This is a genomic window from Streptomyces sp. NPDC002055, assembly GCF_040296705.1.
In the GTDB taxonomy this organism is placed as follows: domain Bacteria; phylum Actinomycetota; class Actinomycetes; order Streptomycetales; family Streptomycetaceae; genus Streptomyces.
Genome location: NZ_JBEOXS010000007.1, coordinates 66,552 through 91,861, shown reverse-complemented (window position 1 = coordinate 91,861; position 25,310 = coordinate 66,552). Strand labels below are relative to the sequence as shown.

Genomic DNA, 25,310 nt, shown 5'->3' with positions numbered 1-25,310 from the left:
CCATGGTGCCTGGGCCGCCCCGGCGGCCCGACGGCGGGGCCCGTCCGGCGGCCCGGGGCGGCGGAGCGGGCCGGCCACGGAGCGTCAGGAGAGCATGATCGAGACGTCGATGTTGCCGCGGGTGGCGTTGGAGAACGGGCAGACCTGGCGGGCCTCGGCCACGAAGCGTTCGGCCAGCGCCTGGTCGAGGAGCGGGAGGGAGACCCGGAGCGCCACGTCGAAGCCGAACGCGTCGGCCTCCGTGGGCCCGAGGCCCACCTTGGCGCTGACCGTGGCGGCGGTGAGGTCGTGCCCGGCGCGGTCGCCGACGAGGGCCAGGGCGCTGTGGAAGCAGGCGCTCCAGCCCGCGGCGAAGAGCTGCTCGGGGTTGGTGCCCACGCCGTCGCCGCCCAGTTCGCGGGGGATGCCGACCCGGACGTCGAGCTGCCCGTCGGGGGTGCGGAGAAAGCCGTCACGGCCGCCGTGCGCGGTGGCCTCCGCCAGGTAGACGATCTCCGTCGGCCGGATCGGAGCAGGGGTCGCCGACCGGGGCGGGGCAACGGTCGGGAGGTCCTGGAGCATGCTGGGCCCTCACAGGTGAACAGGTGCGTTCAACATCATCGGGCTCAACGTACCGGGCTGCCGGACCCTTAAGTTACCGGGGGGTAGCTACCGTGGGTACGGTCAGCCGGCCGGCACCGTCACCGAGCGCGGATCGAAGCCGAACGGCAGCTCCAGCCGGTGGGCGCGCATCAGATCCGCGTCGCACAGCAGGTCCTGGGTGCGGCCGTCGGCGGCGATCACGCCGCCGCTGAGCACCACCGAGCGCGGGCAGAGCTCCAGGGCGTACGGCAGGTCGTGGGTGACCATGAGCACGGTGACGTCCAGCGACCGCAGGATGTCGGCGAGCTCCCGGCGGGAGGCGGGGTCGAGGTTGGACGAGGGCTCGTCCAGGACCAGGATCTCCGGCTCCATGGCGAGCACCGTGGCGACCGCGACCCGGCGCCGCTGCCCGAACGAGAGGTGGTGCGGCGGCCGGGCGGCGTACTCCGCCATGCCGACCCGCTCCAGCGCCCGGACGACGCGGTCCTCCAGCTCCGGGCCGCGCAGCCCGGCGGCGGCCGGTCCGAACGCGACGTCCTCCCGGACGGTGGGCATGAACAGCTGGTCGTCCGGGTCCTGGAAGACGATGCCGACCCGGCGGCGGATCTCCGCGAGGTTCGGCTGCGCCACCGGCAGCCCGGCGACGCTCACGCTGCCCGCGCCGCCGCTGAGGATGCCGTTGAGGTGCAGCACCAGGGTGGTCTTCCCGGCGCCGTTGGGGCCCAGCAGGGCGACCCGCTCGCCGCGGGCCACGGTCAGATCGACGCCGAAGAGCGCCTGGTGGCCGTCGGGGTAGGCGTAGGCGAGGCGGCTGACCTCGAGCGACGCGGGGGCGTCGGCGGGCGCGGGGTCCGGGGCGGGGTCGGCGGTCACGGGGTCCATCCCATCAGGCGGTCCATCCCATCGGGCAGTCCAGGTGGTCGGACACGTCGTCGGATGCGTCGTCGGACACGTCGTCGGATGCGTCGTCGGATGCGTCGTCGGACAAGCGGTCCGGGTCCTCAGACAAGGGTCCATCCCATCAGGCAGACGGCCAGGGCCGCCGCGGGGAGGGCCGCGGCGCACGCCCACTGGGCGCGGGACGCCGTCACCTCGTCGATCACCGGCATGCTGCCCGCGTAGCCGCGGCTGACCATCGCCAGGTGCACCCGCTCGCCCCGCTCGTAGGAGCGGATGAACAGCGCACCGGCCGAGGTGGCGAGCACCTTCCAGTGGCGCGGGCCGGTCGCCTCGAAGCCGCGCGAGACCCGGGCGATCCGCATCCGGCGCATCTCGTCGGTGATCACGTCCCCGTAGCGGATCATGAACGAGGCGATCTGGACGAGGAGCGGGGGCAGCCGCAGCCGCTGGAGGCCGAGCAGCAGCGAGCGCAGCTCGGTGGTGGAGGCGAGCAGCACGGAGGCGGCGACGCCGAGGGTGCCCTTGGCCAGGATGTTCCAGGCGCCCCAGAGGCCGGAGACGCTGAGCTGGAGGCCGAGCACCTCGGTCCGGGGGCCGCTCGCCACGAACGGCAGGAAGAAGGCGAAGAGCACGAACGGCACCTCGATGAGCAGCCGTTTCAGCAGCACTCCGGCCGGGATGCGGGCGGTGGCCGCCACCCCGGCCAGCAGCAGCGCGTAGCAGCCGAAGGCCCAGACGGCCGCCCGCGGGGTGGCGACCACGACGAGCACGAAGCAGAGCACCGCCGCGATCTTGCACTGCGCCGGGAGCCGGTGCACCGGCGATGCGCCGGGCCGGTAGAGCCGGTGGGCGTGCCCCGCTCCCATGTCAGCCGGACGCGGCGGAGTCGCCCGGACCGGTGTCAGGGCTGCGGCGGCGGATGACGTAGAAGAAGCCGGTGCCCACGAGCAGGGTCGCGCCGACGCCGATCACCCCGGCCAGGCCGCCGGAGAGCCGGGGGCTCTCGACGTCCTTGGTCTGGTAGTCGGCGAGCGGCGAGTTCGCGAAGGTGTGGGCCTCGACCTTGGTGTCCATCTTGTGGTCGGCGGCGACCTTCTCCAGGCCGTCGGGGCTGGCGGAGGCGTAGTAGCTGAGGCCGCCCGCGAGCAGCAGCGCGGCCAGGACACCGGTGATCCACAGACGCCGGGTGCTGAGCCGGGTGCGCTTCCCCGGCGCGGGCGTGCCGGATTCCGGTGCGGACGGGGTCCCGGTGGCCATGGCGGCGTCCTCCTGCGGTGCGGTGGCCTTCGATGCCGTGGCCTGCGGCGCTGCGGCCTGCGGCTCGGCGGCCTGCGGTGCTGTGGCGTTCTCGTCGTGGTCCGCGGTGCGTGCCATCAGGCGCTCGCCTCCCCGGAGCGCGCCGGGCCGTCCTCCGCGGGCTTCCGTCCGATGGCGGTGGCGCCGGACGGTGTGGCGCCGGACCCCGTGGCACCGGACGGGGCTGCGGGGGCGGCGACGGGCGAGGTGTGCAGGGTCAGCGAGGGCCGCAGACCGCGGGCGCCGTAGACGAGATCGGGGCGGACCGCGAGCACGGCTCCGACCGTCAGCGCGGTGATCGCCGCCTCGCCGAGGCCGATGAGCACGTGCACGCCGACCATGGCGGCGAACACCGTGCCCAGGGGCACGTCCTTCGTCCCGCCGAGGGCGTAGAGCCCGGTGAAGGCGACGGCGGCGGCCGGTACGGAGACCAGGGCGGCCACGAACGCGGCGGCGGTGACCGAGCCGCGGTTCTGCGGCAGCACCTTCACCAGCAGCCGGAACAGCCCGTAGGCGACCAGCACCGTCACCACGGCCATGTCGGTGATGTTGACGCCGAGCGCGGTGAGCCCGCCGTCCGCGAAGAGCACCGCCTGCATCAGCAGCACCACGGACACGCAGAGGATGCCGGTGCACGGGCCGACGAGGATCGCGGCGAGCGCGCCGCCGAGCAAGTGACCGCTGGTGGCCACGCCGACCGGGAAGTTCAGCATCTGCACGGCGAAGATGAAGGCCGCCACGAGACCGGCCAGCGGCGCGGTGCGCTCGTCCAGCTCACGGCGGGCACCGCGCAGGCTGACGGCGACCGCGGCGGCGGCGACGACGCCGGTGGCCACGGACACGGGTGCGTCGATGAATCCGTCGGGGACATGCATGGGCGGGGCTCCGCTCCGGCGTTGTGGTGAACATTCAATGATAGGCGCCGAGTGCGAACCATATGCAAGAGCGCAGCAGCCGCGGAACGCGGGGGTCCGGGACGGCGGCGCCCGGCGCGGGAGAGCCATGAGGCCCGGCGCGGCAGAGCCACGCGGGGCCCGGCGCCCGGTGGGGCGGCTCGGGCACCGGTCTCCCCGGCGCCCGCGGACACGGGCTCCACAGGACATCCGGGCTGCGCGGGCCCGCCCGAGGTGGCGGGGCCGGACTTCTGACCAAATCCTGGAGAGGACGCCGCGCGGGAGTCATCCGGGGGGCGCGGGGCAGGCGATCCGCGAGGGAGGTCGACGCCATGCTGACGGCTGCCGGTCCTTCCGTCGCTCCGCCCCGGCTGAGCCGGCGCCGCACCAACGCCGTGTTCGCGACGGTGGTCCTCGGGCTGATGCTGGCCGCCCTCGACCAGCTCATCATCTCCACCGCACTGCCCACGATCGTGGCGGAGCTGGGCGGCTCCGGGCACATGGCGTGGGTGATCACGGCCTATCTGCTCACCGAGACCGTCGCGACCGTGCTGGTCGGCAAGTTCGGCGACATGTTCGGCCGGAAGGTCGTCTTCCAGGTGAGCGCGGGCATCTTCGTGGTGGGCTCCCTGCTGGCCGGCTCGGCGCAGAGCATGGCGATGCTGATCGGGGGCCGGGCGATCCAGGGCGTCGGCGGCGGCGGTCTGATGGTCACCGCGATGGCGCTGATCGCCGACGTCATCCCGCTGCGGCAGCGCGGCAAGTACCAGGGCGCGCTCGGCGCCGTCTTCGGCATCACCACCGTGGTCGGCCCCACCCTCGGCGGGGTCTTCACCGACCAGGCAACCTGGCGCTGGTGCTTCTACATCAACATTCCGATCGCCGCCGTCATGGTCGTCATGGCCGCCCGGACCATCCCGGTGATCCGCGCGGCGGCCCGCCCGGTGATCGACTACGCGGGCATCGTGCTGGCGGCGCTCGGCACGTCCGCCCTCGTGCTGGGCCTGGAGTGGGGCGGGAGCACCTACCCCTGGACCTCCGTGACCGTCATCGGCCTGCTCTTCGGCTCGGTGGCGCTGCTCACCGGGTTCGTCCTCGTCGAGCTGCGGGCCCGGGAGCCGATGCTCCCGATGGAGCTCTTCCGGAATCCGGTCTTCACGGTCTGCTCGATCCTCAGCTTCATCGTCGGCTTCGCGATGCTCGGGGCCCTGACCTATCTGCCGACGTATCTGCAGTTCGTCGACGGCATCACGGCCACCGCCTCCGGGGTGCGCACCCTGCCCATGGTCATCGGGCTGCTGACCACCGCCCTGCTCGCGGGCGAGGTGGTCAGCCGCACCGGCAGATACAAGATCTTCCCGATCCTGGGCTCGGCGCTCACCGCACTCGGGCTGTTCCTGATGTCCACCATGGGCAGCAGCACCGGCGTCTGGCTGGAGCTGCTCTACATGTTCGTGCTCGGGCTGGGGATCGGCCTGACCATGCAGGTGCTCACGATCGCCGTGCAGAACACCGTGCCGTACCACGACCTGGGCGCCGCGACCTCCGGTGTGACGTACTTCCGCACCCTGGGCAGCGCCTTCGGCACCGCCGTCTTCGGCAGCCTCTACACCAGCCGGCTGGAGCCGAACCTCGCCGAGGCGCACGCCGCCTCCCCCGGCGTCCCGGACGGGCTGGTGCGCAGCCCGAAGGGGCTCCATCTGCTGCCGGACGCGCGGGCCGCCCCGTTCATCGACGCGTACGCCGACACCGTGAACGACGTCTTCCTCTGGGTGGTCCCGGTGTCGCTGGTCGGCTTCGCGGTGGCGCTGTTCCTGAAGGAGGTGCCGCTGCGCGACAGCGCCCGCGCGGAGGCCTCCGACCTGGGCGAGGGCTTCGCCGCGCCCGACAGCCCGGACACGGACCAGCAGCTCGCGCGGGCCGTGGCCGGTGTGATGCGCCGGACCGGCGGGCCGGTCACCCGGGAGCTGCTGGCCGACTGCGACAGTCCGCTCTCCCCCGGCCAGGCCTGGGCGATCGGCCAGATCCACTGGCGGGCCCGGGTGCGCGGCAGGGCGTCCCTGACCGAGATCGCCGGGGCGCACCGGATGCCGACGGAGGTGCTGGATCCGGTGTTCCAGCAGGTCGCGGAGGCGGGGTACGCGCTGCGGGACGGCGACGGGCTCCGGCTGACGACCGCCGGCCGGGCCGAGATCGACCGGCTGACCGCCGCCTGGCGGCACTGGCTGGACCAGCGGCTGGAGGACTGGGACGTCACCGACCCGGCGGACCGGGCCCGGCTGGACCGGGCGCTGGACCACCTGGCGGCGGAACTCCTGGAGGAGGCGGAGGCGCAGTACGTCCGGACGCCGGTCTGACGGGCGGCGGGCTGACGGGCGGCGGGCTGACGGGGGCGGCAGGACTGGGAGCGGGCCGGTGGGGACAACGAAGCCCGGCCGGTGGCTCCCTGGGGAGTCCACCGGCCGGGCCCGTGGTGCGCCGTTCCCCGTCCCCACGGGACACGGCGCGGTCCGGGGGACGGAGCCGCTCTTGTCCCGTCCCCCGGAGATTCAGGTCCGGCTGTACTCCGGATCGCTCTCCTCGTCACGGCGCGGAGCAGCGGCGGGGGCAGAGGCATCGTGCGAGGTGGGGGCATCGTGCGAAGTGGCGGCACCGTCCGGGGCACCGGCCTGGGCCGGGACGTCCGCACGTCCCGCCGGGACCCCCGCGGCGCCCGCGGCGTCGTCCGAAGCCGCGGCCGCGTCGTCCGCGGTGGCCGTCGGTGCGTCCCCGAGGTGCTTCCGCAGCCCCTCGCCCTCCACGTCGACCTGCGGCAGCATCCGGTCCAGCCATCGCGGCAGCCACCAGGCCTTCCCGCCCAGCAGGGCCAGCACCGCGGGCACGATCGTCATCCGCACCACGAAGGCGTCGAAGGCGACGGCGACCGCGAGGCCGAAGCCGATCATCTTGACCATCGACTCGTCGCTGCCGATGAAGCCGGCGAAGACGCTGATCATGATGACGGCGGCGGCGGTGACCACCCGGGCCCCGTGCCGGAAGCCGGTCACGACCGCCTGAGCGGGCCGCTCCCCGTGGACGAACGCCTCCCGCATCCGGGTGACCAGGAAGACCTCGTAGTCCATGGCCAGGCCGAAGACCACGCCGACCAGGAAGATCGGCATCATGCTCATGATCGGACCGGTCTGCTCGACCCCGAACAGGTCGCCCAGCCAACCCCACTGGAAGACCGCCACGACCGCGCCGAGGGCGGCGACCACCGAGAGCAGGAAGCCGAGAGCGGCCTTGAGCGGGACGAGGATGGACCGGAAGACCAGGATCAGCAGCAGGAAGGCCAGGCCGACGACCAGCCCCAGGTAGGGGAGGAGGGCGTCGTTGAGCTTCTGCGAGACATCGATGTTCATGGCCGTGGTGCCGGTGACCATGAGGTCCGCACCGTCGTCGGCGGCGGCGTCGCGGGTCTTCCCGCGGATCTCCTTGACCAGGTCCTCGGTGGTGAGGCTGCTCGGCTCGGAGTCGGGCACGACGGTCAGCGTCGCGGTGTCACCGCCCTTGTTGAACTGGGGCGGGGTGACCGCCGCGACGTCGTCGAGCCGGGAGACGGCCTTCGCCACCGAGCGGACGGCGGCCTGCGGGTCGTCGCTGTCCTCGGCGTCGACCATCAGCAGCAGCGGGCCGTTCAGCCCGGGGCCGAAGGCGTCCGCCAGCATGTCGTACGCCTTGCGCTGGGTGGTGCTCGTCGGCTGCGCGCCGTCGTCGGGCAGGCCCAGCTCCAGGGAGGCCGCGGGGACGGCGACCACCCCGAGGCCGATCACCCCCGCCAGCAGCACGGTCACCGGGCGGCGCAGCACGAAACGCGCCCAGCGGGTCCCGCCGTTGGGCTTGTCCGCCGGCTGCGGGGCGTCGCTGCGGCGGGCCTTGCGGCCCAGCACGCGGCGGCCCGCGAAGCCCAGCAGCGCCGGGATCATGGTGAGCGCGATGAGGACGGCGATCAGGACGGTGCCCGCGGCGGCGAAGCCCATCTTGGTCAGCAGCGGGATGTCGACGACCGCGAGGCCGGCGAGGGCGATGACCACGGTGAGGCCCGCGAAGACGACGGCGGATCCCGCGGTGCCGACGGCCCGGCCCACCGCGTCCTCCCCGTCGCGGCCCTCGGCGAGTTCGGTCCGGTGGCGGGAGACGATGAAGAGCGCGTAGTCGATGCCGACCGCGAGGCCGATCATCGTGGCCAGCGTGGCGGTGGTGCTCGACAGATCGAGCGCGCTGCCGAGCGCGGTGATGGCGGACACCCCGATGCCGACCCCGATCAGGGCGGTGAGCAGCGGCATTCCGGCGGCGAGCAGCGAGCCGAAGGTGATGACCAGGACGACGGCGGACACCGCGATCCCGATGACCTCGGAGGCCCCGCTCTCCGGCATCACCTGGAGGGCGTCACCGCCGATCTCGACGGTCAGGCCAGCGTCCCGGCCGTGCCGCCCCGCCTCCTTCAGCTCGTCCCGCGAGGACTCCTCCAGCTCGAACCCGGAGACCCGGTACGTGACCTGGGCGTAGACGGTCCGCCCGTCCTTGCTGACGGCCTTGGCCCGGTAGGGGTCCACGACGTCGGCCACCTGGGATCCGGACCGCAGTTCGCGGACGACCTTCCCGGCCGCCGCCTTGTGCTCCGGGTCCGTCATCCGCTCGCCGTCGGGGGCGCGGAGGACGACGCGCGCGGTGCCGCCGTCGGCGTGCAGGCCCGGGAAGCGCTCGTCGAGCAGGTCGAAGGCCTTCTGCGCCTCCGTGCCGGGGATGGAGAAGGAGTTGGCGGGCGGCGCGCCGGCGGACGAGGCGCCGAACCCGACCGCGGTCAGCAACGCCACCCATATGAGGGCGACGAACCACCGGCGCCGGTAGGAGAACCGGCCCAGTCGGTAGAGGAAGGTGGCCATGACGGAACTGCTCCCGTGGGATCGAGGGGTCGAAAAGGGCGTACTGAGACGGCCCGACGACGAGAGCGGCGCGTCAGGAAAGTCGGATCCGGGCAGTGCGGAGTGCGGTCGAACGGACAGGGGCCGGCGGGTCGGAGGGACGGGCAGGTCGGAGGGGCGGGACAGTGCTCCGGGGGACGGGGACGGGGACGGAGCGTCGGAGGGCGTCAGGATTCGAGGGCGGGCAGCACGACGGCGTGGATGAACTGCTCCAGGCAGTCGACGTCCATCGGCAGGTCGTCGATCAGGGGCCGCGCCACGAAGGCGCCGATCAGCATGTGCGGGACGAACTCCAGCGCGGGATGCCCGGCGCGGATCTCCCCGCGGTCGACCGCCCGCCCCAGCATCCGCTCCAGCCCGGTGAGTTCGGGCTCGATGACCAGCTCGCGCAGGGCCCGGTGCAGGTCGGGATTGCGGTAGACGGCGTGGGCCAGCCCGCGGAGCAGGGCGGTGTCCTTCTCGATCTGGGTGTCGCTGGAGCAGCTCACCATCTCGGCCAGGTCGCCCCGGAGGCTCCCGGTGTCGATGCCCGCCAGCGGGACCGGCCCGCCGTGCCGCAGGGCGGTGGCGACCAGCTCCGGCTTGCCCTTCCACTGGCGGTAGAGCGTGGCCTTGCTCGAACGGGTCCGGGCGGCGATCGCGTCCATCGTCAGGGTGTCGTAGCCCTGCTCACGGAGCAGGTCGAGCACGGCCGCGTAGAGCTCGCTCTCCCGCTCGGGGGTGAGCCGGGTGCGCCGGGCCGGTGCGCCGGAAGCCGAAGTCACCAGGACCTCCCATCGAAGGAACATCGAACGAAACGGTTTCGTACACCAGGAGGGTAGGCCGCTCCCCATCGAAACGCAACCGTTTCGCTGGATGATCAGCGGTGACCGAGGGCGGGTGGGCGCATGCGCCGGGGCCGCGCCGGGCAACACGGCCCTCCGGCCCCCAGCCCCGGAGCCAGAGCCGGAGGGCGACCACGAGTTGCCGGGGCCCGGCGCCGCCGAAACCATGGGAGGAAGCGACGGAGCAGCGAACAGAGGACTGCAGTGAGCGACGGCGCGTACCTCCGGTTCCCGCACCTCCACGACGGCCTGCTGTGCTTCGCGGCCGAGGACGACCTGTGGGTGGCGCCCCTCCCCGCTGCGGGAGCGACGCCCGGCCGGGCGCACCGGATCACCGTCGACCGGACCCGCGTCGGCCACCCCCGCTTCTCCCCCGACGGCACCCTGATCGCCTTCACCACCTGGCGCAGCCTCGACCCGGAGATCCATCTCGCCCCGGTAGCGGGCGGGCCCGCCCGCCGCCTCACCTACTGGGGCAGCACCGACACCCGGGTCTGCGGCTGGACCCCGGACGGGCACATCCTCGCGGTGGCCTCCCACGGGCAGCCGTTCTCCTACTACTCCTGGGGCTACAAGGTGCCCACGGACGGCGGCCCCGGCGGACGGCTGCCGTGGGGCCCGATCTCCGACATCGCGGTCGCGGACGTCGCCGTCGCGGACGCCGCGGCGGGCGGCCCCGGCGAGCCCCCGGGCGCTGCGGCGGAGGGCACCACCGAGCACCGCACCCTGTTGCTCGCCGGCAAGCCCCCGCACGAGCCCGCCTCGTGGAAGCGGTACCGGGGCGGCGCGACCGGGCGGCTGTTCCTGCACGGCCGCCGGCTGCTGCCGGAGCTGAACGGCCATCTGGACTGCCCGATGTTCGTGGCCGGCCGGATCGCCTTCCTCTCCGACCACGAGGGCATCGGCAATCTCTACTCCTGTCTCCCGGACGGCTCCGACCTGCGGCGGCACACCGACCACGACCGGTTCTACGCCCGCCACGCGTCCACCGACGGCTCCCGGGTCGTCTACCAGTGCGCGGGCGACCTCTGGCTGGCCGAGGACCTCTCCCCCGCCGGGGCCCCGCGGAAGCTGGAGGTCCGGCTCGGCGGTCCGCGGGCCGGGCGCCGCCGCTACCAGATCCCGGCCTCCTCCCACGTCGACTCGCTCTCCGTGGACGACACCGGCCGGGCCAGCGCGATCTGTGTGCGCGGCAGCCTCTACTGGCTGACCCACCGCGACGGACCGGCCCGCACCATCACCGACGTGCCGGGCGTACGGATCCGGCTGCCGGAGATCCTCGGCCCGACGGGGCGCGTCGCCTACCTCACCGACGCCGAGGGCGAGGACGCGGTGGAGATCGCGCCGCTGCCCCGGGCGGGCACCCCCGGGGCCCCGCAGCGGATGGCCGCCGGAGCGCTCGGCCGGGTGCACGGACTGGTCGCGTCCCCCGACGGGCAGCGGCTGGCGGTGGCCACGCACGACGGACGGCTGCTGGTCCTCCGGGTGCCCGCCGAGCCCGCGGCGACGGCCGGCGGCGGACCGGACGACGGGAGCGGGACGGAGGACGAGGGCGGGACGGTCGGCGAAGGCGGGACGGCCGCGCCTCCCGACGGGCCCGCCGACCCCCGCGCCGAGCAGCAGGAGGCCGAGGTCACCGAGGTGATCCGCTCGGCCAACGGACCGGTGAAGGACCTCGCCTTCTCCCCCGACTCGGCCTGGCTCACCTGGTCCCACCCGGGCATCGGCCGGTCGCTCCGCCAGATCAAACTGGCCCGGCTGACCGACCGGCACATCATCGACGTCACAGGCGGGCGGTTCGAGGACGAGGAGCCGGTGTTCACCGGCGACGGCCGCTATCTGGCGTTCCTCTCCTGGCGCGGCTTCGACCCGGTGTACGACGTGCACACCGGCGACCTCTCCTTCCCGCTCGGCTGCCGCCCCTACCTGGTCCCGCTGTCCTCGGCGACACCCTCGCCCTTCGCACTGTCGGCGGAGGGCCGGACCGCCGCGGGCGGCCTGGACCCGGTGGACACCCAGGGCGACGGATCGGTGCTGGTGGAGGCCGAGGGACTGGCCAGCCGGGTCACCCCGTTCCCGGTCGCCGCCTCCAAGTACTCGGCGCTGCGCCCGGTCGCCGGCGGCGGGCTGGTGTGGCTGCGCTGGCCGATCTCCGGCGCGCTCGGCGAGACGTTCGCGCACCCGGCGGACACCACGGGCCGCCCGACGCTGGAGCACTTCGACGTCGTACGGGCCAAGCGCACCGAACTGGCCTCCGGCCTCGACTGGTTCGCGGTCAGCGGCGACGGCACCCGGCTGGTCGTCAACGACGACGGCGACCTGAGCGCGGTCCCGGCGACCGAGACCGGCGACAGCGACTCCACCGTCCACCTCGACCTGCGGCGCATCATGCACGAGGTGGACCCGGAGACCGAGTGGCGGCAGGCGTACGCGGAGGCGGGCCGGATCGTCCGGGCCTACTACTGGGAGCGCCACATGTGCGGCGTCGACTGGGACGGGGTGCTGGACCAGTACCGGCCGCTGGTCGAACGGGTCGCCTCGCCCGACGAGTTCGCCGATCTGCTGCGCGAGGTGCTGGGCGAACTGGGCACCTCCCACGCGTACGTGGCCCCCGCCCGGCGCAACGAGGGCCCGCCGCACTACCAGCGCCCGATCGGGCTGCTGGGCGCCAACTTCACGCACACCCGGGACGGCCGCTGGGCGGTGTCCCGCATCCTGCCGGGTGAGTCGTCGGACTCCCGGGCCCGTTCCCCGCTGGCCGGGTCGGGCATCCGCGAGGGCGCCGTCCTCACCCATGTCGACGGGCGCCCGGTCGACCCGGTGACCGGCCCGTTCCCGCTGCTGGCGGGCGCCGGCGGCACCACCGTGGAGCTGACCTTCGAACCGCCCGGGGGCACCGGACCGCCCCGGCGCGTGGCGATCGTGCCGCTCATCGACGAACGGCCGCTGCGCTACCAGGACTGGGTGGCCAAACGGCGCGCGGTGGTCCGGGAGGCCGGCGGCGGGCGGTGCGGCTATCTGCACATCCCCGACATGGGCGGCTCCGGGTGGGCCCAGTTCAACCGGGACCTGCGGATGGAGATGGCGCGGGAGGCGCTGATCGTGGACGTCCGGGGCAACGCGGGCGGCCACATCAGCGAGCTGGTCGTCGAGAAGCTGACCCGGACCATCGTGGGCTGGGACCTGACACGCGACGCCCAGCCGGTGTCGTACCCGTCGGACGCCCCGCGCGGCCCGGTCGTCGGCCTCGCCGACGAAATGACCTCCTCCGACGGCGACATGATCACCGCCGCCTTCAAACTCCTGGGCCTGGGGCCGGTGGTGGGCCTGCGCACCTGGGGCGGCGTCGTCGGCATGACGGGCCGGCACCGGCTCGGCGACGGCACGGTCATCACGGTGCCGATGAACGCCGCCTGGTTCGAGGGCTACGGCTGGGGCGTGGAGAACCACGGCGTCGAGCCGGACATCGAGGTGGAGCGCACCCCGCTGGACTGGGCCGAGGGCCGGCACCGGCAGCTGGACGACGCCGTGGAGATCGCGCTCGACCTGCTGGAACAGCATCCGCCGGTGGTCCCGCCGGACCACTCGCGCGTACCGGACCTGCGGCGGCCGGAACTGCCGCCCCGGGACGGGGGCTGACGAGCGGTTGCTGACGGGCGGGGAGCCGGCCCGGACACGGCGGCCGGTCCCCGGGGCGCTCGGTCACCGGCACACTCGGTCACCGGCACGCTCGGCCACCGGCGCCTCGGCCCCCGGAGCGAGCGCCCGGTCACCCGCGGGCCGCCGATTCCCGTGCGCCGCACCCGGCCCGTCCGGCACGAACGGGCCGCCACCGGCCCGTTCGCACCGCTACCCGTCCACGCGCGTCTTCTCGTCCGCCGCTCCCCCGGCGCCCACCAGACCGGCGCGCGCCCCGCTGGTCGCCGCGAGCCGGGGCGCGAAGCGCCGCATCTCCCGGGCGCCGACGGCCGCGATGAGACCCGGCAGCACCCCGCGGACGCCCTGCATGCCGCGCAGCCACCACTGCGCGTACACCTGCGCGGAGCGCCGCTCGATGCCCGCGACCAGCCGGTCGACCGCCGGACCCAGGGGATAGGTGCGGTTGGACGGCCAGGGCAGCCGCTGCCGCAGTTCCCGCATCACCGCGTCCTCGTCGACGCCGCGCACCATGTCCGTGTCGGTCCAGCTGAGATAGCCCACGCCGACCGCGACGCCCCGGTGGCCGACCTCGGCGCGCAGACAGTGCGCGAACGCCTCCACCCCGGCCTTGGAGGCGCAGTACGCGGACCCCAGCGGCGCCGGGACGATCGCGGCCAGCGAGGCGATCTGGAGGAGGTACCCGCGGCTGTCCAGCAGCGCCGGCAGGAAGGCGCGGGCCGTGGTGGCGCTGCCCAGCAGGTTGACCTCGACGACCCGGTTCCAGGACCGGGCGTCGGAGTCCGCGAACGGACCGCCCTGCGCCACCCCCGCGTTGGCCACCACGATGTCGACCCGGCCGAAGCGCTCCGTCACCTCCCGGGCGACGCGCTCCATGGCCGCGGCGTCGGTGACGTCCACCGGCCAGTACGCGGATTCGGTGGGCAGCCGGTCGGAGACCTGCCGCAACTCCTCGGGCTCCAGGCCGAGCAGCGCGACGCGCACGCCGCGCGCGGCGAGTTTGCGGGCCAGCCGCTCGCCGACCCCGCGGGCGGCACCGGTCACCACCGCGACCCGGCCCTCCAGCCTTCCCTGTGCGTTCACCGGATCTCCCGGAGGATGCCCCAGGCTTCAGCCTGGCGAGGAATCCGGCTTCCCGCAGAGCGGGGCAGGGAAGGCCGAATCGCTGCTGGGTGATTCGGTGTCCGCCATCCGCGCTGGTGAGGAACACCGCGAAGATCGATAGGGCTCAACTGTCAGTCCTCCCGGATAGGTTCGGATGCATGACGACGGAAGCGAGGACGGGGAACGCCGGGCACGCCCGGTACACCTTCCGTGTTCGCCTGTCGGTGACGGCCCGGCGCGCCCTCGAAGTCGAGTGGGACCGGTGCCGTTGGGTGTGGAATGAGTGCGTCGCGAAGTCCCAGCAGCTCCACCAAGCGGCGAAGGACACCGGTGAGAAGCTGACCTGTGGACCGGCTCAGCTGGACAGGATGCTGACCGGCGCCCGTCGGGTGACGCCGTGGCTGCGTGAGGGAAGCTCGGTTCCGCAGCAGCAGGTCGTACGCGACTTCGGCAAGTCCCGGTCCAAAGCGCTGGGGGACATCAAGGACCGGCTGCCGATGCGGCAGCGGGCCGGGATGCCGGGGTACAAGAAGAAGCGCGATGCCCTTGCGACACTGAACTACACCCGGCGTGGATTCCGGTTGAAGGACGGGCGCCTGCACCTCGCGGGCGGGATCGTCCTGCGCCCGGTGTGGTCGCGTGAGCTGCCCGGGCCGCCGTCCAGCGTGCGCGTGTACCGCGACAGTGTGGGGCATTGGTGGGCGAGCTTTGTTGTCCCCGCGCAGACCGAGGACCTGCCTGCCACCGGCCGGGTGATCGGCATCGACTGGGGTGTCAGGGAGACCGCGACCACCACATCCGAGGCGTACGACCTTCCCCACGCGCAGCACGGGAGGAAGGCTGCGGCGAAGCTGACGCGGTACGACCGCATGATGGCCCGGCGCAGGCCGAGGAACGGGCAGGCCGCCTCGAAGGGCTACCGCGAGGCGAGGAAGCTGCGGGCGAAGCTGCACAAGAAGATCGCCCGCCGGCGCGAGGACACCGGCCGCAAGTGGGCGAAGAAGGTCGTGACCGGCCACGACGCTTTGGCCGTGGAGGACTTCCGTCCGAAGTTCCTCAGCCGTACCACCATGGCCCGCAAGGCCGCGGACGCGGCGATCGGCGCCACGAAGAAGGCCCTGATCGAGATGGGCCGCAAGCACGGCCGCGCCGTGCATCTGGTGCACCCCGCGCACACCACCATGGACTGTGCGCAGTGCGGAGCGAGAACCAAGCACGCACTACCTCTTTCCGAGAGAACGTATGCCTGCACCGCGTGCGGAGCCGTCTCACCCAGAGACAAGAACTCCGCCCGCGTCATGCTGGTCCGGGCTGGTCTCGTACCCGGCTAGTGCTGATCGTGTAAGACCTGCTGGTCCGCAGGGCCGCAGGCGACGTGAGCTAGGAATCCCCCTCATTCACGAGGGGGAGGAGTCAAGCCGTCTCCTCCTCGGCCCATGGCTCCGCCGGCGGTTCCCGGTACGGATGTCCCCGCTACGGACGCGTCCCTCGGAACGGACGCGCTCGTCGGAACGGACGCGCTCCCCGCTGCGGAGGCGTTCCCCGGGAGCACGGACGCGGCCTCGCTCCCCGCGTCGCTCCCCGCGTCCGTGCTCCCCCGTCCCCCCGGCCCGGTCGCGGCGCCCGTCGTGCCGATGTCCGTCGTGCCGACGGACCCGGCCTCCGGACCCGCCCCGGTGAGCCGTTCCCGTACCAGCTCCCGGATCGCCCCGATGACCGTCTCCGGTGCCTCCACCGGCGTCATGTGGCCGATGCCGGGCAGCTCGGTGAGGCCCGTGCAGTGCGGCAGCGCGGCCGCCAGCCGCCGGGCGTGCACGGGCGGGGTGAGCCGGTCGGCCGTGCCCACGATCACCGCGGCCGGGACGGCGAGCCGCGCGGCCCGCCCGTCCAGGTCCAGCTCGGCGAGGACATGCGCCCAGCGGGCGCGGACGGTGCGCGGGCAGGCGTGCACGATCCGGGCGCAGGCGTCCACCGCGCCCGGGTCCGCGCCGGGGCCCATCGTCACGTACCGGAGCACCCGCCGGGCCAGCGGCGTGACCGGACCGAGCGGGGCGCGGGAGCCGAGCAGCGCGCGGTGCGCCCGGTACCGCGCGCCCGCCCAGGGCAGCGGCAGCACGAGCGCCTCCCGCAGCAGCCGCGAACTCCCGGTGCTGCACAGCAGCACCGCGGCGGCCCGCTCCTGCAACACCGCTCGGCCGGCGGCGGCCAGGAGCGTCATGCCTCCCATGGAATGCCCCACGAGCACCGCGCGCTCGCCGGGGGCCAGCGCCGCGCCGAGCACCGCCTCCAGATCGTCGGCGAGGGCGTCCGTGCCGTACCCGCCGGGGCCGGTCGCGGGGGTGCGGCCGTGGCCGCGCTGGTCGTAGAGGATCACCCGGTGGTCTGCGGTGAGGGCCCGGACGACCGGCGCCCAGAAGGCGGTCGAACAGGTCCAGCCGTGGGCGAGGACGACCGCGGGCGCGCCCTCGGGCCCGTGCACCTCGATGTGCAGCCGGGTCCCGTGCGTGGAATCGGCGGTGAGTTCGCGCACCGGCGTGGGCGGCAGGAAGGCCGCGGCCGGGAACGTCGTGCGGCGGCTCACCGGACGCCCTCCCCCGCCCCGTCGGAACCGGCCCCATCGGAACCCGCCCCGTCGGAACCAGCCCCATCGCAACCCACCCCGCCGGAACCCGCCCCGCCGGAACCTGCCACGGCGGCCGGCGCGGCGCCCCCGCCCGGGTCGCGCGGCGGGCGCAGCACCGCGTACTCGGCGAGGTTCACCTCCCGCGTCGCCCTGCGGAACTCGGCGGTCGTCCCGGGCCACACCGTGGTGTTGCGGCCGGACGCGTCGAGGTACCAGCTGTCGCAGCCACCGGTGTTCCACACGGTCCGCCGCATCCGCTCCTGGAGCCGCCGGTTGTAGGCGTGGACGGCGGACGGCCGGGCGTCGAGCGCCACCCGCCCGCCGAGCGTGCCGAGTTGGCCGAGGAAGTCGGTCAGATAGTTCAGCTGCGCCTCGATCATGAGGATCATCGAGCTGTTCCCGAGGCCGGTGTTGGGGCCGATCACGGTGAGGAAGTTCGGGAAGCCGGGGACGCTGGCGCCGCGCAGCGCCTGCATGCCGCCCTTCCACTCCTCGGCGAGCGTCCGGCCGTCGGCGCCGGTGATCCGCTCGGCGATCGGCATGTCGGTGACGTGGAATCCGGTGCCGAAGACGATGGCGTCCGCCTCGGTGCGGGTGCCGTCGGCGGCGACCAGGGCCGGACCGTCGACCTCCCGCAGCCCCGAGGCGACCAGCGAGACATTGGGCCGGGCGAGCGCCGGATAGTAGTCGTTGGACAGCAGGATGCGCTTGCAGCCGATGCGGTAGTCCGGGGTGAGGGCCGCCCGCATCGCCGGATCCTTGACGGCCTTCTTCATGTGCGCCGAGGCCAGGGCCTCCAGCAGGCCGAGCCGGCCGGGGTGCCGGGTGAAGGCCCCGACCTGGAGCTCCCGGATGCCCCACAGCAGGGCGCGGCGCAGGGCCCCGGTGGCCGGCAGCCGAGTGTGCAGCCGCTGCTCCAGCTCGGTGATCCGCCGGTCCAGGCGCGGCACCACCCAGGCCGGGGTGCGCTGGAACAGGGTGAGCTCCCCGACCACCGGCTGGATCTCGGGCACGATCTGGATCGCCGAGGCGCCGGTGCCGACCATGGCGACGCGCTTGCCGCGCAGGTCGTAGCCGTGGTCCCAGCGCGCGGAGTGGAAGACCGCGCCGGGGAAGGAGTCCAGACCCGGGATGTCGGGGACCTTGGGGTCGGAGAGCGGGCCGGTCGCGGAGACGACCACATCGGCCGTGAGCGGCCCGGACGCGGTGTCGATCTCCCAGCGCAGCGCGTCGCCGTCCCAGCGCATGGCCAGGACCTCGGAGTCGAAGCGGAGGTGCGGGCGCAGCCCGAAGGTGTCGGCGACCCGCTCCAGATACGCCCGGATGTGCGGCTGCCCGGAGAAGCTCCGCGGCCACTGCGGATCCGGGGCGAACGAGAACGAGTAGAGGTGCGAGGGGACGTCGCACGCGCAGCCCGGGTAGGTGTTGTCCCGCCAGGTGCCGCCGACCGCGCCGGCCCGCTCCAGGACCGTGAAGTCGGTGATCCCGGCTCTGCGCAGCCGGACGGCGGCCCCCAGACCGCCGAAGCCCGAGCCGATCACCGCGACTCGGACATGTGCGTGTTCGTCCTTCGGTCCGGCCATGACCGCCGCCTCCCAACGTCCGGAAACGATCGCGCCACCAATCACTGGCACGATCGGGAGCGTAAAGCAGGAACGTACTGAGGGGTAGGGGTTCGGCAGCGGAAGTTACCGCCGGTCGCACCGGCCCGGAGGCGGGCCCGGCCGGCTCGGGCTCCGGCTCGGGCTCCGGCTCCGGCTCCGGCTCCGGCTCCGGCTCCGGGCCGACATTCGTGCGCCCCCGGCCCTTCGGTGGCACGGCATAGGCTTCCGGTGTGGCCGAGACAGAGGAAACACGGAGCGCACAGGACCGCCGGCCGGGGGACCACGCCCCGACGGCGCCGGGTCGGCGAGACCCGACGAGCCCTTCCGGCCACCCGGACCCGGCCGTCGGCAGCGCCCCGGCGCCGGAGCGCTCTCCCGGTAACGACGAACCGCCCGGGACGAGCGGCCCGCCCGCAGGGAACGAACCGTCCGCCCCGAGTGCCGGGAGGCACGCACCCCCCGCCCCGAGTCCCGAGGCGCACGCCCGCTCCGCGCAACCGCGCGAGCCCTCCCGCGCGCCGCGGACCGAGTACCGGACGGCGGAACTGGCCGCGGAGGCCGGCATCACCGTCCGCACCCTGCGCTTCTACCGCGAGCGGAAGCTGCTGCCCGCGCCGCGCCGCGAGGGCCGGATCGCCTGGTACGACGACCACCACCTCGCGCGGCTGCGGACCATCGGCGCCCTGCTGGAGCGCGGCCACACCCTGGGCGGCATCGCCGAACTTCTCACGGCGTTCGAGAACGGCCGCGACGTCGGCGAACTCCTGGGCCTGGAGAACGCCATCGGCGCCACCTGGACCGACGAGACCCCGGTCCGCCTCACCCCCGAGGCGCTCTCCGACTACTTCGCGGAGCACGTCACCGCCGAGAACCTCGCCGAAGCCCTCGACCTGGGCTATCTGACGGTGGACGGGGACGAACTCGTCCACGTCAGCAGACGGTTGCTCGACACCTCCAGCACGCTGGTCGAGAAGGGCATCCCGCTCGCCGCCGTCCTCGCCACGGCCCGCGCCGTCCGCACCCACACCGACGCCCTGGCCGAGCTGTTCACCTCCCTCGTCCGCGCCCATGTGGTGTCGGACGCCCTCACCCGGGCCGCGGCGGGCGAGCCGCCGGGCGCCGAGGAGACGGCGGACATCGCGGCCACCGTGGAGCGGCTGCGCCCGCTGGCCAAGGGCGTCGTCGACGCCGAGCTCTCGATGGCCCTGGACCGCAGGATCCGGGCCGAACTGGACGCCTGGCGGAAGGAGCTCCCGCAGGAGCCCGACAGCTGAGCGGGACCGGCCCGGCACGAGCCGGCACGAGCGTGCGGACCGGTACGGGCCGCCGTGTGCCGCCCCGTACGGACGGCCGACGGTCCATCCGGCGACCGAACCGCGCCGCACCCCCGCGCCGGAGCACACTGGTGGCATGTGCCGCAGCATCAAGACGCTCCGCCCGCCCGCCATGGACCACGTCGACGACGAGGACATCCGGGCGGCCGCATTGCAGTACGTCCGCAAGGTCTCGGGGTTCCGCGCCCCGGCCGCCCACAACCAGGCCGTCTTCGACCGGGCCGTGGACGCCGTCGCCGGAGCCACCGAGCAACTCCTCGCCGAGCTGGAGATCCGGGGCTCCGGAGGCCACCGTCGCCCCCGGACGGACGCGACGGCCTGACGCCCTCCGCCGGGGCTGTGCCGGATCGGGCTGAGCCGGATCGGGCCGGGTCGGGCCGGGCCGGGCCGGGTCGGGCCGGATCGGGTCTGGTCGGATCGGGTCGGGCCAGGTCGGGCCGGATCGGGTCTGGTCGGATCGCCCGGTCAGATCGGTCCCGGTCGCGGTCCTGGTCGGATCGGGCCAGGTCGGATCGGGCCTGGTCAGGTCGGATCGAGCCGGGTCGGGTCGGGCGCAAGCCGCTCCGGATCGAGCAGAGCCGGACCAAGCCGAACCGGGTCCGGCGAGACCACACCGGGCCGACGAAACCTGCCCGGCTCCTCCCTGCCCGGCCTCCTGCTGCCCCGCCGTCTCCTTCCGCGCCCCTCAGCCCCGCAACCGCGGCTCAGCCCCGCAACCGCGGCGAAGCAGCCGGCGCCGGCCCGCCCTCCGGCGCGGCGGCCAGCTCGTCCGCGAACCCCCGCGCCCAACGCGCCAGCCCGGCGACATCGATGCCGTACGGCGGATTCCCCTCGGCCGCGGCGATCACCTCCGCCGCCCGCCGGAGCAGGGACACGGCACCGCGCCGGTTGCCACGCGCGGCATGGGTGACCCCGACGGCGAGCTGCGCCAGCCCCTTCCACAGCGCGCGCTCGGGCCCCGCCGCGGACTTCCACGCGTCCTCGAAGACCTCGTGCGCATGGAACGGCATACCGGCGTCGAGCAACTGCTGGGCCTCGGCGAGCGAGGCGTCCGGAGTCCGCACCACCCCCTCCGGCTGGCGTTCCACACCCGCCGCCCCGTACGGCAGCGGCCGCCCCAGACCGTCGCGCGGGCGCGCGTTGCGGGCGCGTCCCTCCTCGTCACGGTCCCGGCGCGCGGCGGTTCGCCGGTCGTCTGCCGGTGTGCCGGTCTCCCGGGTGCTCTCGTCGCTCACAGCTCGATTGTCCTCCGCCGCTGGTCGCCCCGGCCGTCCGCCGGACCCACGCCTCAGTGCCCGGTGGGTCCCAGTGCCCGGTGGGTCCCAGCGCCCGGTGGGTCGCCAGTCCCAATAGATCCCAGTACCCGGTGTCCCAGTACCCAGCGCTTCAATGCCCGTCGCCTCAGTGCCCGGTCGTGTACGCCACCGTCACCGGAGCGTGGTCCGACCAGCGCAGGTCATAGCTGGCGGCGCGCTCGACGACCGCCTTGACCGCGCGGTCCGCCAGGCCCCGCGTCGCCATGTGGTAGTCGATCCGCCAGCCGCTGTCGTTGTCGAACGCCTTCCCCCGGTACGACCACCACGAGTACGGACCCGCCACGTCCGGGTGCAGCCGCCGCACCACATCCGTGTACTCGCCTTCCTCCAGGACCCGGGTCAGCCACCCGCGCTCCTCCGGCAGGAAACCGGCGTTCTTCCTGTTGCCCTTCCAGTTCTTCAGGTCGGCCTCCTGGTGCGCGATGTTCCAGTCGCCGCAGACCAGCACCTCGCGCCCGTCGGCCGCCGCCCGCTCCCGGAGCCCCTTCAGATACGGCAGGAACTCGCCCATGAAGCGCTCCTTCTCCTCCTGCCGCTCCGTGCCGACCTCGCCCGAGGGCAGATAGAGGCTGGCGACCGTGACGCCCGGCAGGTCGATCTCCGCGTACCGGCCGCTGCCGTCGAACTCGGTCGAGCCGAAGCCGATCCGCGCCCCCTCCGGCTCGCGCCGCGAGTAGAGCGACACCCCGGCCCGGCCCTTGGCCGCCGCCGGAGCGTGGACCGTGTGCCAGCCGTCGGGCTCCCGCACCTGCGCGGAGAGCTGGTCCGGCTCGGCCCGCACCTCCTGGAGGCAGACCACATCGGCGGAGGTCGCCGCCAGCCACTCCTGGAATCCCTTCCGGGCGGCGGCACGGAGCCCGTTCACATTCACGGTCGTCACAGTGAGCATCCCGGCACGATACCGACCACCGCGCGGCGCCCCCGGACACGGCCCGCACAACCGTACGATTGCCCCCATGCAGATCCACCCGGTCCGCTACGACCACCCCGCCGCCGTAAGGCTCAATGCCGAGGTACAGCTGGAGTACGCCGAACGCTACGGCGACGGCGATCTCACCCCGATGGATCCGTCACAGTTCGATCCGCCCCGGGGGCTCTACCTCGTGGTGTACGACGACGAGGGCCGGCCGGTCGCGTCCGGCGGCTGGCGCGCCCAGGAGGGGAGCGCCGAGGGCTACGCGGACGGCGACGCCGAGATCAAGCGGATGTTCGTGGTGCGCGACGCCCGCGGGCGGGGGCTGGCACGCCGGGTCCTGGCCGCGCTGGAGGACAGCGCCCGGCAGGCGGGCCGGCAGCGCATGGTCCTGGAGACCGGCACCAAGCAGCCCGAGGCCATCGCCCTCTACACCTCCAGCGGCTACGCCCCCGCGGTACCGAAGTTCGGCCTCTACCGCCACGAGTCCCTGAGCCGCTGCTTCGCCAAGCCGCTCGGCACCCCGGCCGCCTCCGGCCGGGGACGTCCGCCGGAGCCGTCCGCCCGGACCCCCCAGGACCGGTGAGCTCCGCCGGGCACCGTGAGCCCGGCACGATCCTCACGCCACCGGCACCGGCCTGCCGGATCGCCCGCCGGGGGTTCCCCGAACCCCCGACAGCCCCTCTCCGAACCCGCCCTAGCGCCCCACTCCCGGCCCCGGCGCCATCGCCTGAGGCTCGGTCAGCGCCGGTGTGCCCACCGGCCACAGATGCTGACCGCGGTACTCCTCCAGCAGCCGCAGCCAGACCTCGCTCATCGTGGGGAAGGCCGGGACCGCGTGCCACAGCCGGTCCACCGGCACCTCGCCGACCACCGCGACCGTCGCCGAGTGCAGCAGCTCCGCCACCCCCGGGCCCACGAAGGTCACCCCGATCAGATGGCCCCGGTCGAGGTCGACCAGCATCCTGGCCCGCCCCCGGTAGCCGTCCTCGTACAGCGAGGCGCCCGCGACCTGCCCCAGCTCGTAGTCGACGACCCGCACCCGGCGGCCCTGCCGCTCGGCCTCGGCCGCGGTCAGGCCGACCGCGGCCACCTCCGGCGTGCTGAACACCACCTGCGGCACGGCCGCCCGGTCCGCGGTCGCCACATGCGCGCCCCACGGGTCCCGCTCCAGGACGGGCACGCGCTGCGCCCGGGTGGCGATGACCGCGCCCGCCACCCGCGCCTGGTACTTCCCCTGGTGGGTGAGGAGGGCGCGGTGGTTGACGTCACCCGCCGCGTACAGCCAGTCGCCCGGCACCCCGGTCACCCGGCACGAGTCGTCCACCTCGATCCATCCCCCGGGCGACAGGCCGACCGTCTCCAGCCCGAGGCCGTCGGTGCGCGGGGCGCGCCCGGTGGCGAACAGCACCTCGTCGACGACGATCTCCCGGCCGTTGTCCATCAGCACCGTCACCGGCCCGCCGGGCGCCTCGCGCCGCACGCCGGTCGCGGACACCCCGATGAGCATCTCCACCCCGGCCCGGGCCAGCCCCCCGGTGACCATCTCGCCCGCGAACGGCTCCATCCGCTCCAGCAGCCCGCCGCCCCGCACGAGCATCGTGACCTGCGATCCGAGCGCCTGCCAGGCGGTGGCCATCTCCACCCCGACCACGCCGCCGCCCACGATCGCCAGCCGCCCCGGCGCCTTCTGCGCGCTGGTGGCCTCCCGGCTGGTCCACGGACGGGCCCCGGCCAGCCCCGGCAGATCGGGGACCACGGCCCGGCTGCCGGTGCACACGGCGACCGCGTGCCGCGCCCGCAGCAGCCGCAGGCCCCCGTCGGGCGTCTTGACCACGACGCGGCGCGGGCCGTCGAGCCGGCCGCTGCCCCGGACGATCTCGGCGCCCTCGGAGCCCAGCCAGGCCACCTGGCCGTCGTCCTTCCAGTCGGAGGTGAACCCGTTCCGGCGGGCCAGCACCGCGGCCGCGTCCGGGCCGCCGTTCACGGCCTGCCGGGCGCCCTCGACGGCCCGCGCCCCGGCGAGCGCGGCGACCGGGCGCAGCAGCGCCTTGCTGGGGATACAGGCCCAGAACGAACACTCGCCACCGATCAGCTCGCGCTCCACGACGGCGGTGGACAGCCCCGCGGCCCGCACCCGCTCGGCGAGCACCTCCCCCGTCGGTCCGGCGCCCAGCACCACGACGTCGTACTCGTCCTCCCGCTCGAAACCCTGGGGTGCCTCCGCGCTGGGGCTCATGCGCGCCGCCTCTCGGTCGGGGATGCCGGTGGGGTGCTGCGGCCATCCTTCCGCGCTGCCGCAAAGTCGGCCACATGAACCACCGGAATACGGACAGGCTCCCCCTCGTTCCCTCCAACGGGGACACCCGCCGACGTCATCCGGAAGCAGGTAAGGAAACCATGAGCACGGTCGAGCTGACCAAGGAAAACTTCGACGAGATCGTCTCCGCGAACAACTTCGTTCTGATCGACTTCTGGGCCTCCTGGTGCGGCCCGTGCCGACAGTTCGCGCCGGTCTACGAGGAGGCAGCCGAGCGCCACTCGGACCTGGTCTTCGGCAAGATCGACACAGAGGCGCAGCCCGAACTGGCCGCGGCCTTCGACATCAAGTCGATCCCCACGCTGATGATCGTGCGGGAGAACGTCGCCGTCTTCGCGCAGCCGGGCGCCCTGCCCGAGGCCGCGCTGGAGGACGTCATCGGACAGGCCCGGAACCTGGACATGGCGGAGGTGCACAAGTCCGTCGCGGAGCAGCAGGCCGCGGCCGGCCAGGGCGCGGCCCCCGCGCCGAGCGAGGAGCCCTCGGCCTGACCCCCGCGGCAGTCCCCCCGGACGCCCGTGGCGGGTGACGCGGGTCACCCCTTCCGAAGGCCCCGGCCACCCGGCCGGGGCCTTCGGCACGCCTGCCCGGCACCGGGCTCCGGCCCGCCACCGCGGCACCCAACCGCCCCGCGGACACGCCCCTTGGGGACCCGACTCCTCAACGACCCTGCGCAGTAGCCCCGGTGGCGTTCCGTCGCCGCATCGAGGACCGCCGATGTCGGCTCCTCACCACCCGGCACGGCGGAAGGCACCGACATCACCCCCGCACAACGCGACAGAGCCCCTGTCGGATCTCTCCGACAGGGGCTCTGAGCTGCTGTGGACCTGAGGGGAATTGAACCCCTGACCCCCTCGATGCGAACGAGGTGCGCTACCGGACTGCGCCACAGGCCCTTGCAACGGGTGAAACTCTAGCACCCTCCTCGGGGTGCTCGGAAATCGCTTCCCGTGCTGGTGGGCCCGCCCGGCGCGCCCGGG

Annotated in this window: 17 protein-coding genes, 1 tRNA gene and 3 pseudogenes; 7 read left to right on the top strand and 14 right to left on the bottom strand. The window is 74.0% G+C overall.

The features are described from left to right. Positions 1-84 precede the first annotated feature (84 nt). From ABT112_RS05960 to ABT112_RS05940, 5 genes and pseudogenes are all read right to left on the bottom strand, one after another. The gene (locus ABT112_RS05960) at positions 85-561 is read right to left on the bottom strand and encodes an organic hydroperoxide resistance protein (RefSeq protein ID WP_351506004.1); all 477 of its coding nucleotides are present in this window, start codon (positions 559-561) and stop codon (positions 85-87) included. 102 nt (positions 562-663) lie between these two features. Then, positions 664-1,464, bottom strand: a complete 801-nt coding sequence (locus ABT112_RS05955; RefSeq protein WP_351506003.1) for an energy-coupling factor ABC transporter ATP-binding protein — start codon at positions 1,462-1,464, stop codon at positions 664-666. A 119-nt stretch (positions 1,465-1,583) separates the two neighbouring features. Beyond that, entirely contained in the window at positions 1,584-2,348 is a 765-nt protein-coding gene (cbiQ, locus tag ABT112_RS05950) for a cobalt ECF transporter T component CbiQ (RefSeq protein WP_351506000.1), read from the bottom strand. 1 nt (position 2,349) lies between these two features. Further along, positions 2,350-2,856 carry a PDGLE domain-containing protein gene (locus tag ABT112_RS05945; protein WP_502975251.1) on the bottom strand — a complete coding sequence of 169 codons (507 nt, stop codon included), beginning with the start codon at positions 2,854-2,856 and terminating at the stop codon, positions 2,350-2,352. A gap of 77 nt (positions 2,857-2,933) precedes the next feature. After that, positions 2,934-3,653, bottom strand: a pseudogene (locus ABT112_RS05940) (energy-coupling factor ABC transporter permease); the annotation flags it as partial. A 350-nt stretch (positions 3,654-4,003) separates the two neighbouring features. On the opposite strand from ABT112_RS05940, the gene ABT112_RS05935 reads away from it, so the two are divergent. Continuing rightward, the gene (locus ABT112_RS05935) at positions 4,004-6,028 is read left to right on the top strand and encodes an MDR family MFS transporter (RefSeq protein ID WP_351505998.1); all 2,025 of its coding nucleotides are present in this window, start codon (positions 4,004-4,006) and stop codon (positions 6,026-6,028) included. 192 nt (positions 6,029-6,220) lie between these two features. Here ABT112_RS05935 and ABT112_RS05930 read toward each other — a convergent pair whose 3' ends face one another. Both ABT112_RS05930 and ABT112_RS05925 read right to left on the bottom strand, forming a co-directional pair. Continuing rightward, positions 6,221-8,596, bottom strand: coding sequence for an MMPL family transporter (locus tag ABT112_RS05930; protein WP_351505996.1), 2,376 nt, complete (start codon positions 8,594-8,596; stop codon positions 6,221-6,223). 206 nt (positions 8,597-8,802) lie between these two features. Then, positions 8,803-9,399, bottom strand: coding sequence for a TetR/AcrR family transcriptional regulator (locus ABT112_RS05925; RefSeq protein WP_351505994.1), 597 nt, complete (start codon positions 9,397-9,399; stop codon positions 8,803-8,805). Between the two features lie 264 nt (positions 9,400-9,663). Here ABT112_RS05925 and ABT112_RS05920 point away from each other — a divergent pair, with 264 nt between their 5' ends. After that, on the top strand, positions 9,664-13,098 hold the full coding sequence (locus ABT112_RS05920) for a S41 family peptidase (RefSeq protein ID WP_351505992.1): 3,435 nt from the start codon (positions 9,664-9,666) through the stop codon (positions 13,096-13,098). A gap of 210 nt (positions 13,099-13,308) precedes the next feature. On the opposite strand, the gene ABT112_RS05915 is transcribed toward ABT112_RS05920, so the two are convergent. Further along, entirely contained in the window at positions 13,309-14,199 is an 891-nt protein-coding gene (locus ABT112_RS05915; protein ID WP_351505990.1) for an SDR family oxidoreductase, read from the bottom strand. 179 nt (positions 14,200-14,378) lie between these two features. Here ABT112_RS05915 and ABT112_RS05910 point away from each other — a divergent pair. Continuing rightward, positions 14,379-15,576 (top strand): annotated as a pseudogene (locus ABT112_RS05910) (RNA-guided endonuclease InsQ/TnpB family protein); the annotation flags it as partial. Positions 15,577-15,868: 292 nt separating this feature from the next. Here the strand turns inward: ABT112_RS05910 and ABT112_RS05905 are convergent. Then, positions 15,869-16,801: pseudogene (locus ABT112_RS05905) on the bottom strand (alpha/beta fold hydrolase); the annotation flags it as partial. Then, the gene (locus ABT112_RS05900; RefSeq protein ID WP_351506169.1) at positions 16,798-18,426 is read right to left on the bottom strand and encodes a flavin-containing monooxygenase; all 1,629 of its coding nucleotides are present in this window, start codon (positions 18,424-18,426) and stop codon (positions 16,798-16,800) included. The gene ABT112_RS05900 and the pseudogene ABT112_RS05905, both read right to left, overlap by 4 nt. 566 nt (positions 18,427-18,992) lie before the next feature. Here ABT112_RS05900 and ABT112_RS05895 point away from each other — a divergent pair. Both ABT112_RS05895 and ABT112_RS05890 read left to right on the top strand, forming a co-directional pair. Beyond that, complete coding sequence (locus ABT112_RS05895; protein WP_351506167.1) at positions 18,993-19,721, top strand: MerR family transcriptional regulator; 729 nt, start codon at positions 18,993-18,995, stop codon at positions 19,719-19,721. A 136-nt stretch (positions 19,722-19,857) separates the two neighbouring features. Next, a complete protein-coding gene (locus tag ABT112_RS05890; RefSeq protein WP_351505986.1) occupies positions 19,858-20,103 on the top strand; it encodes a DUF2277 domain-containing protein in 246 nt (81 codons plus the stop codon). A gap of 382 nt (positions 20,104-20,485) precedes the next feature. Here ABT112_RS05890 and ABT112_RS05885 read toward each other — a convergent pair whose 3' ends face one another. Next, a complete protein-coding gene (locus ABT112_RS05885) occupies positions 20,486-21,016 on the bottom strand; it encodes a DUF309 domain-containing protein (protein ID WP_502975250.1) in 531 nt (176 codons plus the stop codon). Positions 21,017-21,182: 166 nt separating this feature from the next. After that, positions 21,183-21,986: an exodeoxyribonuclease III gene (locus ABT112_RS05880; RefSeq protein WP_351505984.1), complete on the bottom strand. Its 804-nt coding sequence runs from the start codon at positions 21,984-21,986 to the stop codon at positions 21,183-21,185. A 67-nt stretch (positions 21,987-22,053) separates the two neighbouring features. Between ABT112_RS05880 and ABT112_RS05875 the strand changes: the two genes are divergently transcribed. After that, the gene (locus tag ABT112_RS05875; protein WP_351505982.1) at positions 22,054-22,596 is read left to right on the top strand and encodes a GNAT family N-acetyltransferase; all 543 of its coding nucleotides are present in this window, start codon (positions 22,054-22,056) and stop codon (positions 22,594-22,596) included. Positions 22,597-22,707: 111 nt separating this feature from the next. On the opposite strand, the gene ABT112_RS05870 is transcribed toward ABT112_RS05875, so the two are convergent. Then, positions 22,708-24,249, bottom strand: coding sequence for a dihydrolipoyl dehydrogenase family protein (locus ABT112_RS05870; RefSeq protein WP_351505980.1), 1,542 nt, complete (start codon positions 24,247-24,249; stop codon positions 22,708-22,710). A 161-nt stretch (positions 24,250-24,410) separates the two neighbouring features. Between ABT112_RS05870 and trxA the strand changes: the two genes are divergently transcribed. Next, positions 24,411-24,821 (top strand): thioredoxin, encoded by a 411-nt coding sequence (gene trxA / locus ABT112_RS05865; protein WP_351505979.1) that lies wholly within the window; start codon positions 24,411-24,413, stop codon positions 24,819-24,821. Positions 24,822-25,152: 331 nt separating this feature from the next. On the opposite strand, the gene ABT112_RS05860 is transcribed toward trxA, so the two are convergent. Then, a tRNA-Ala gene (locus ABT112_RS05860) sits at positions 25,153-25,226 on the bottom strand. Positions 25,227-25,310 lie beyond the last annotated feature (84 nt).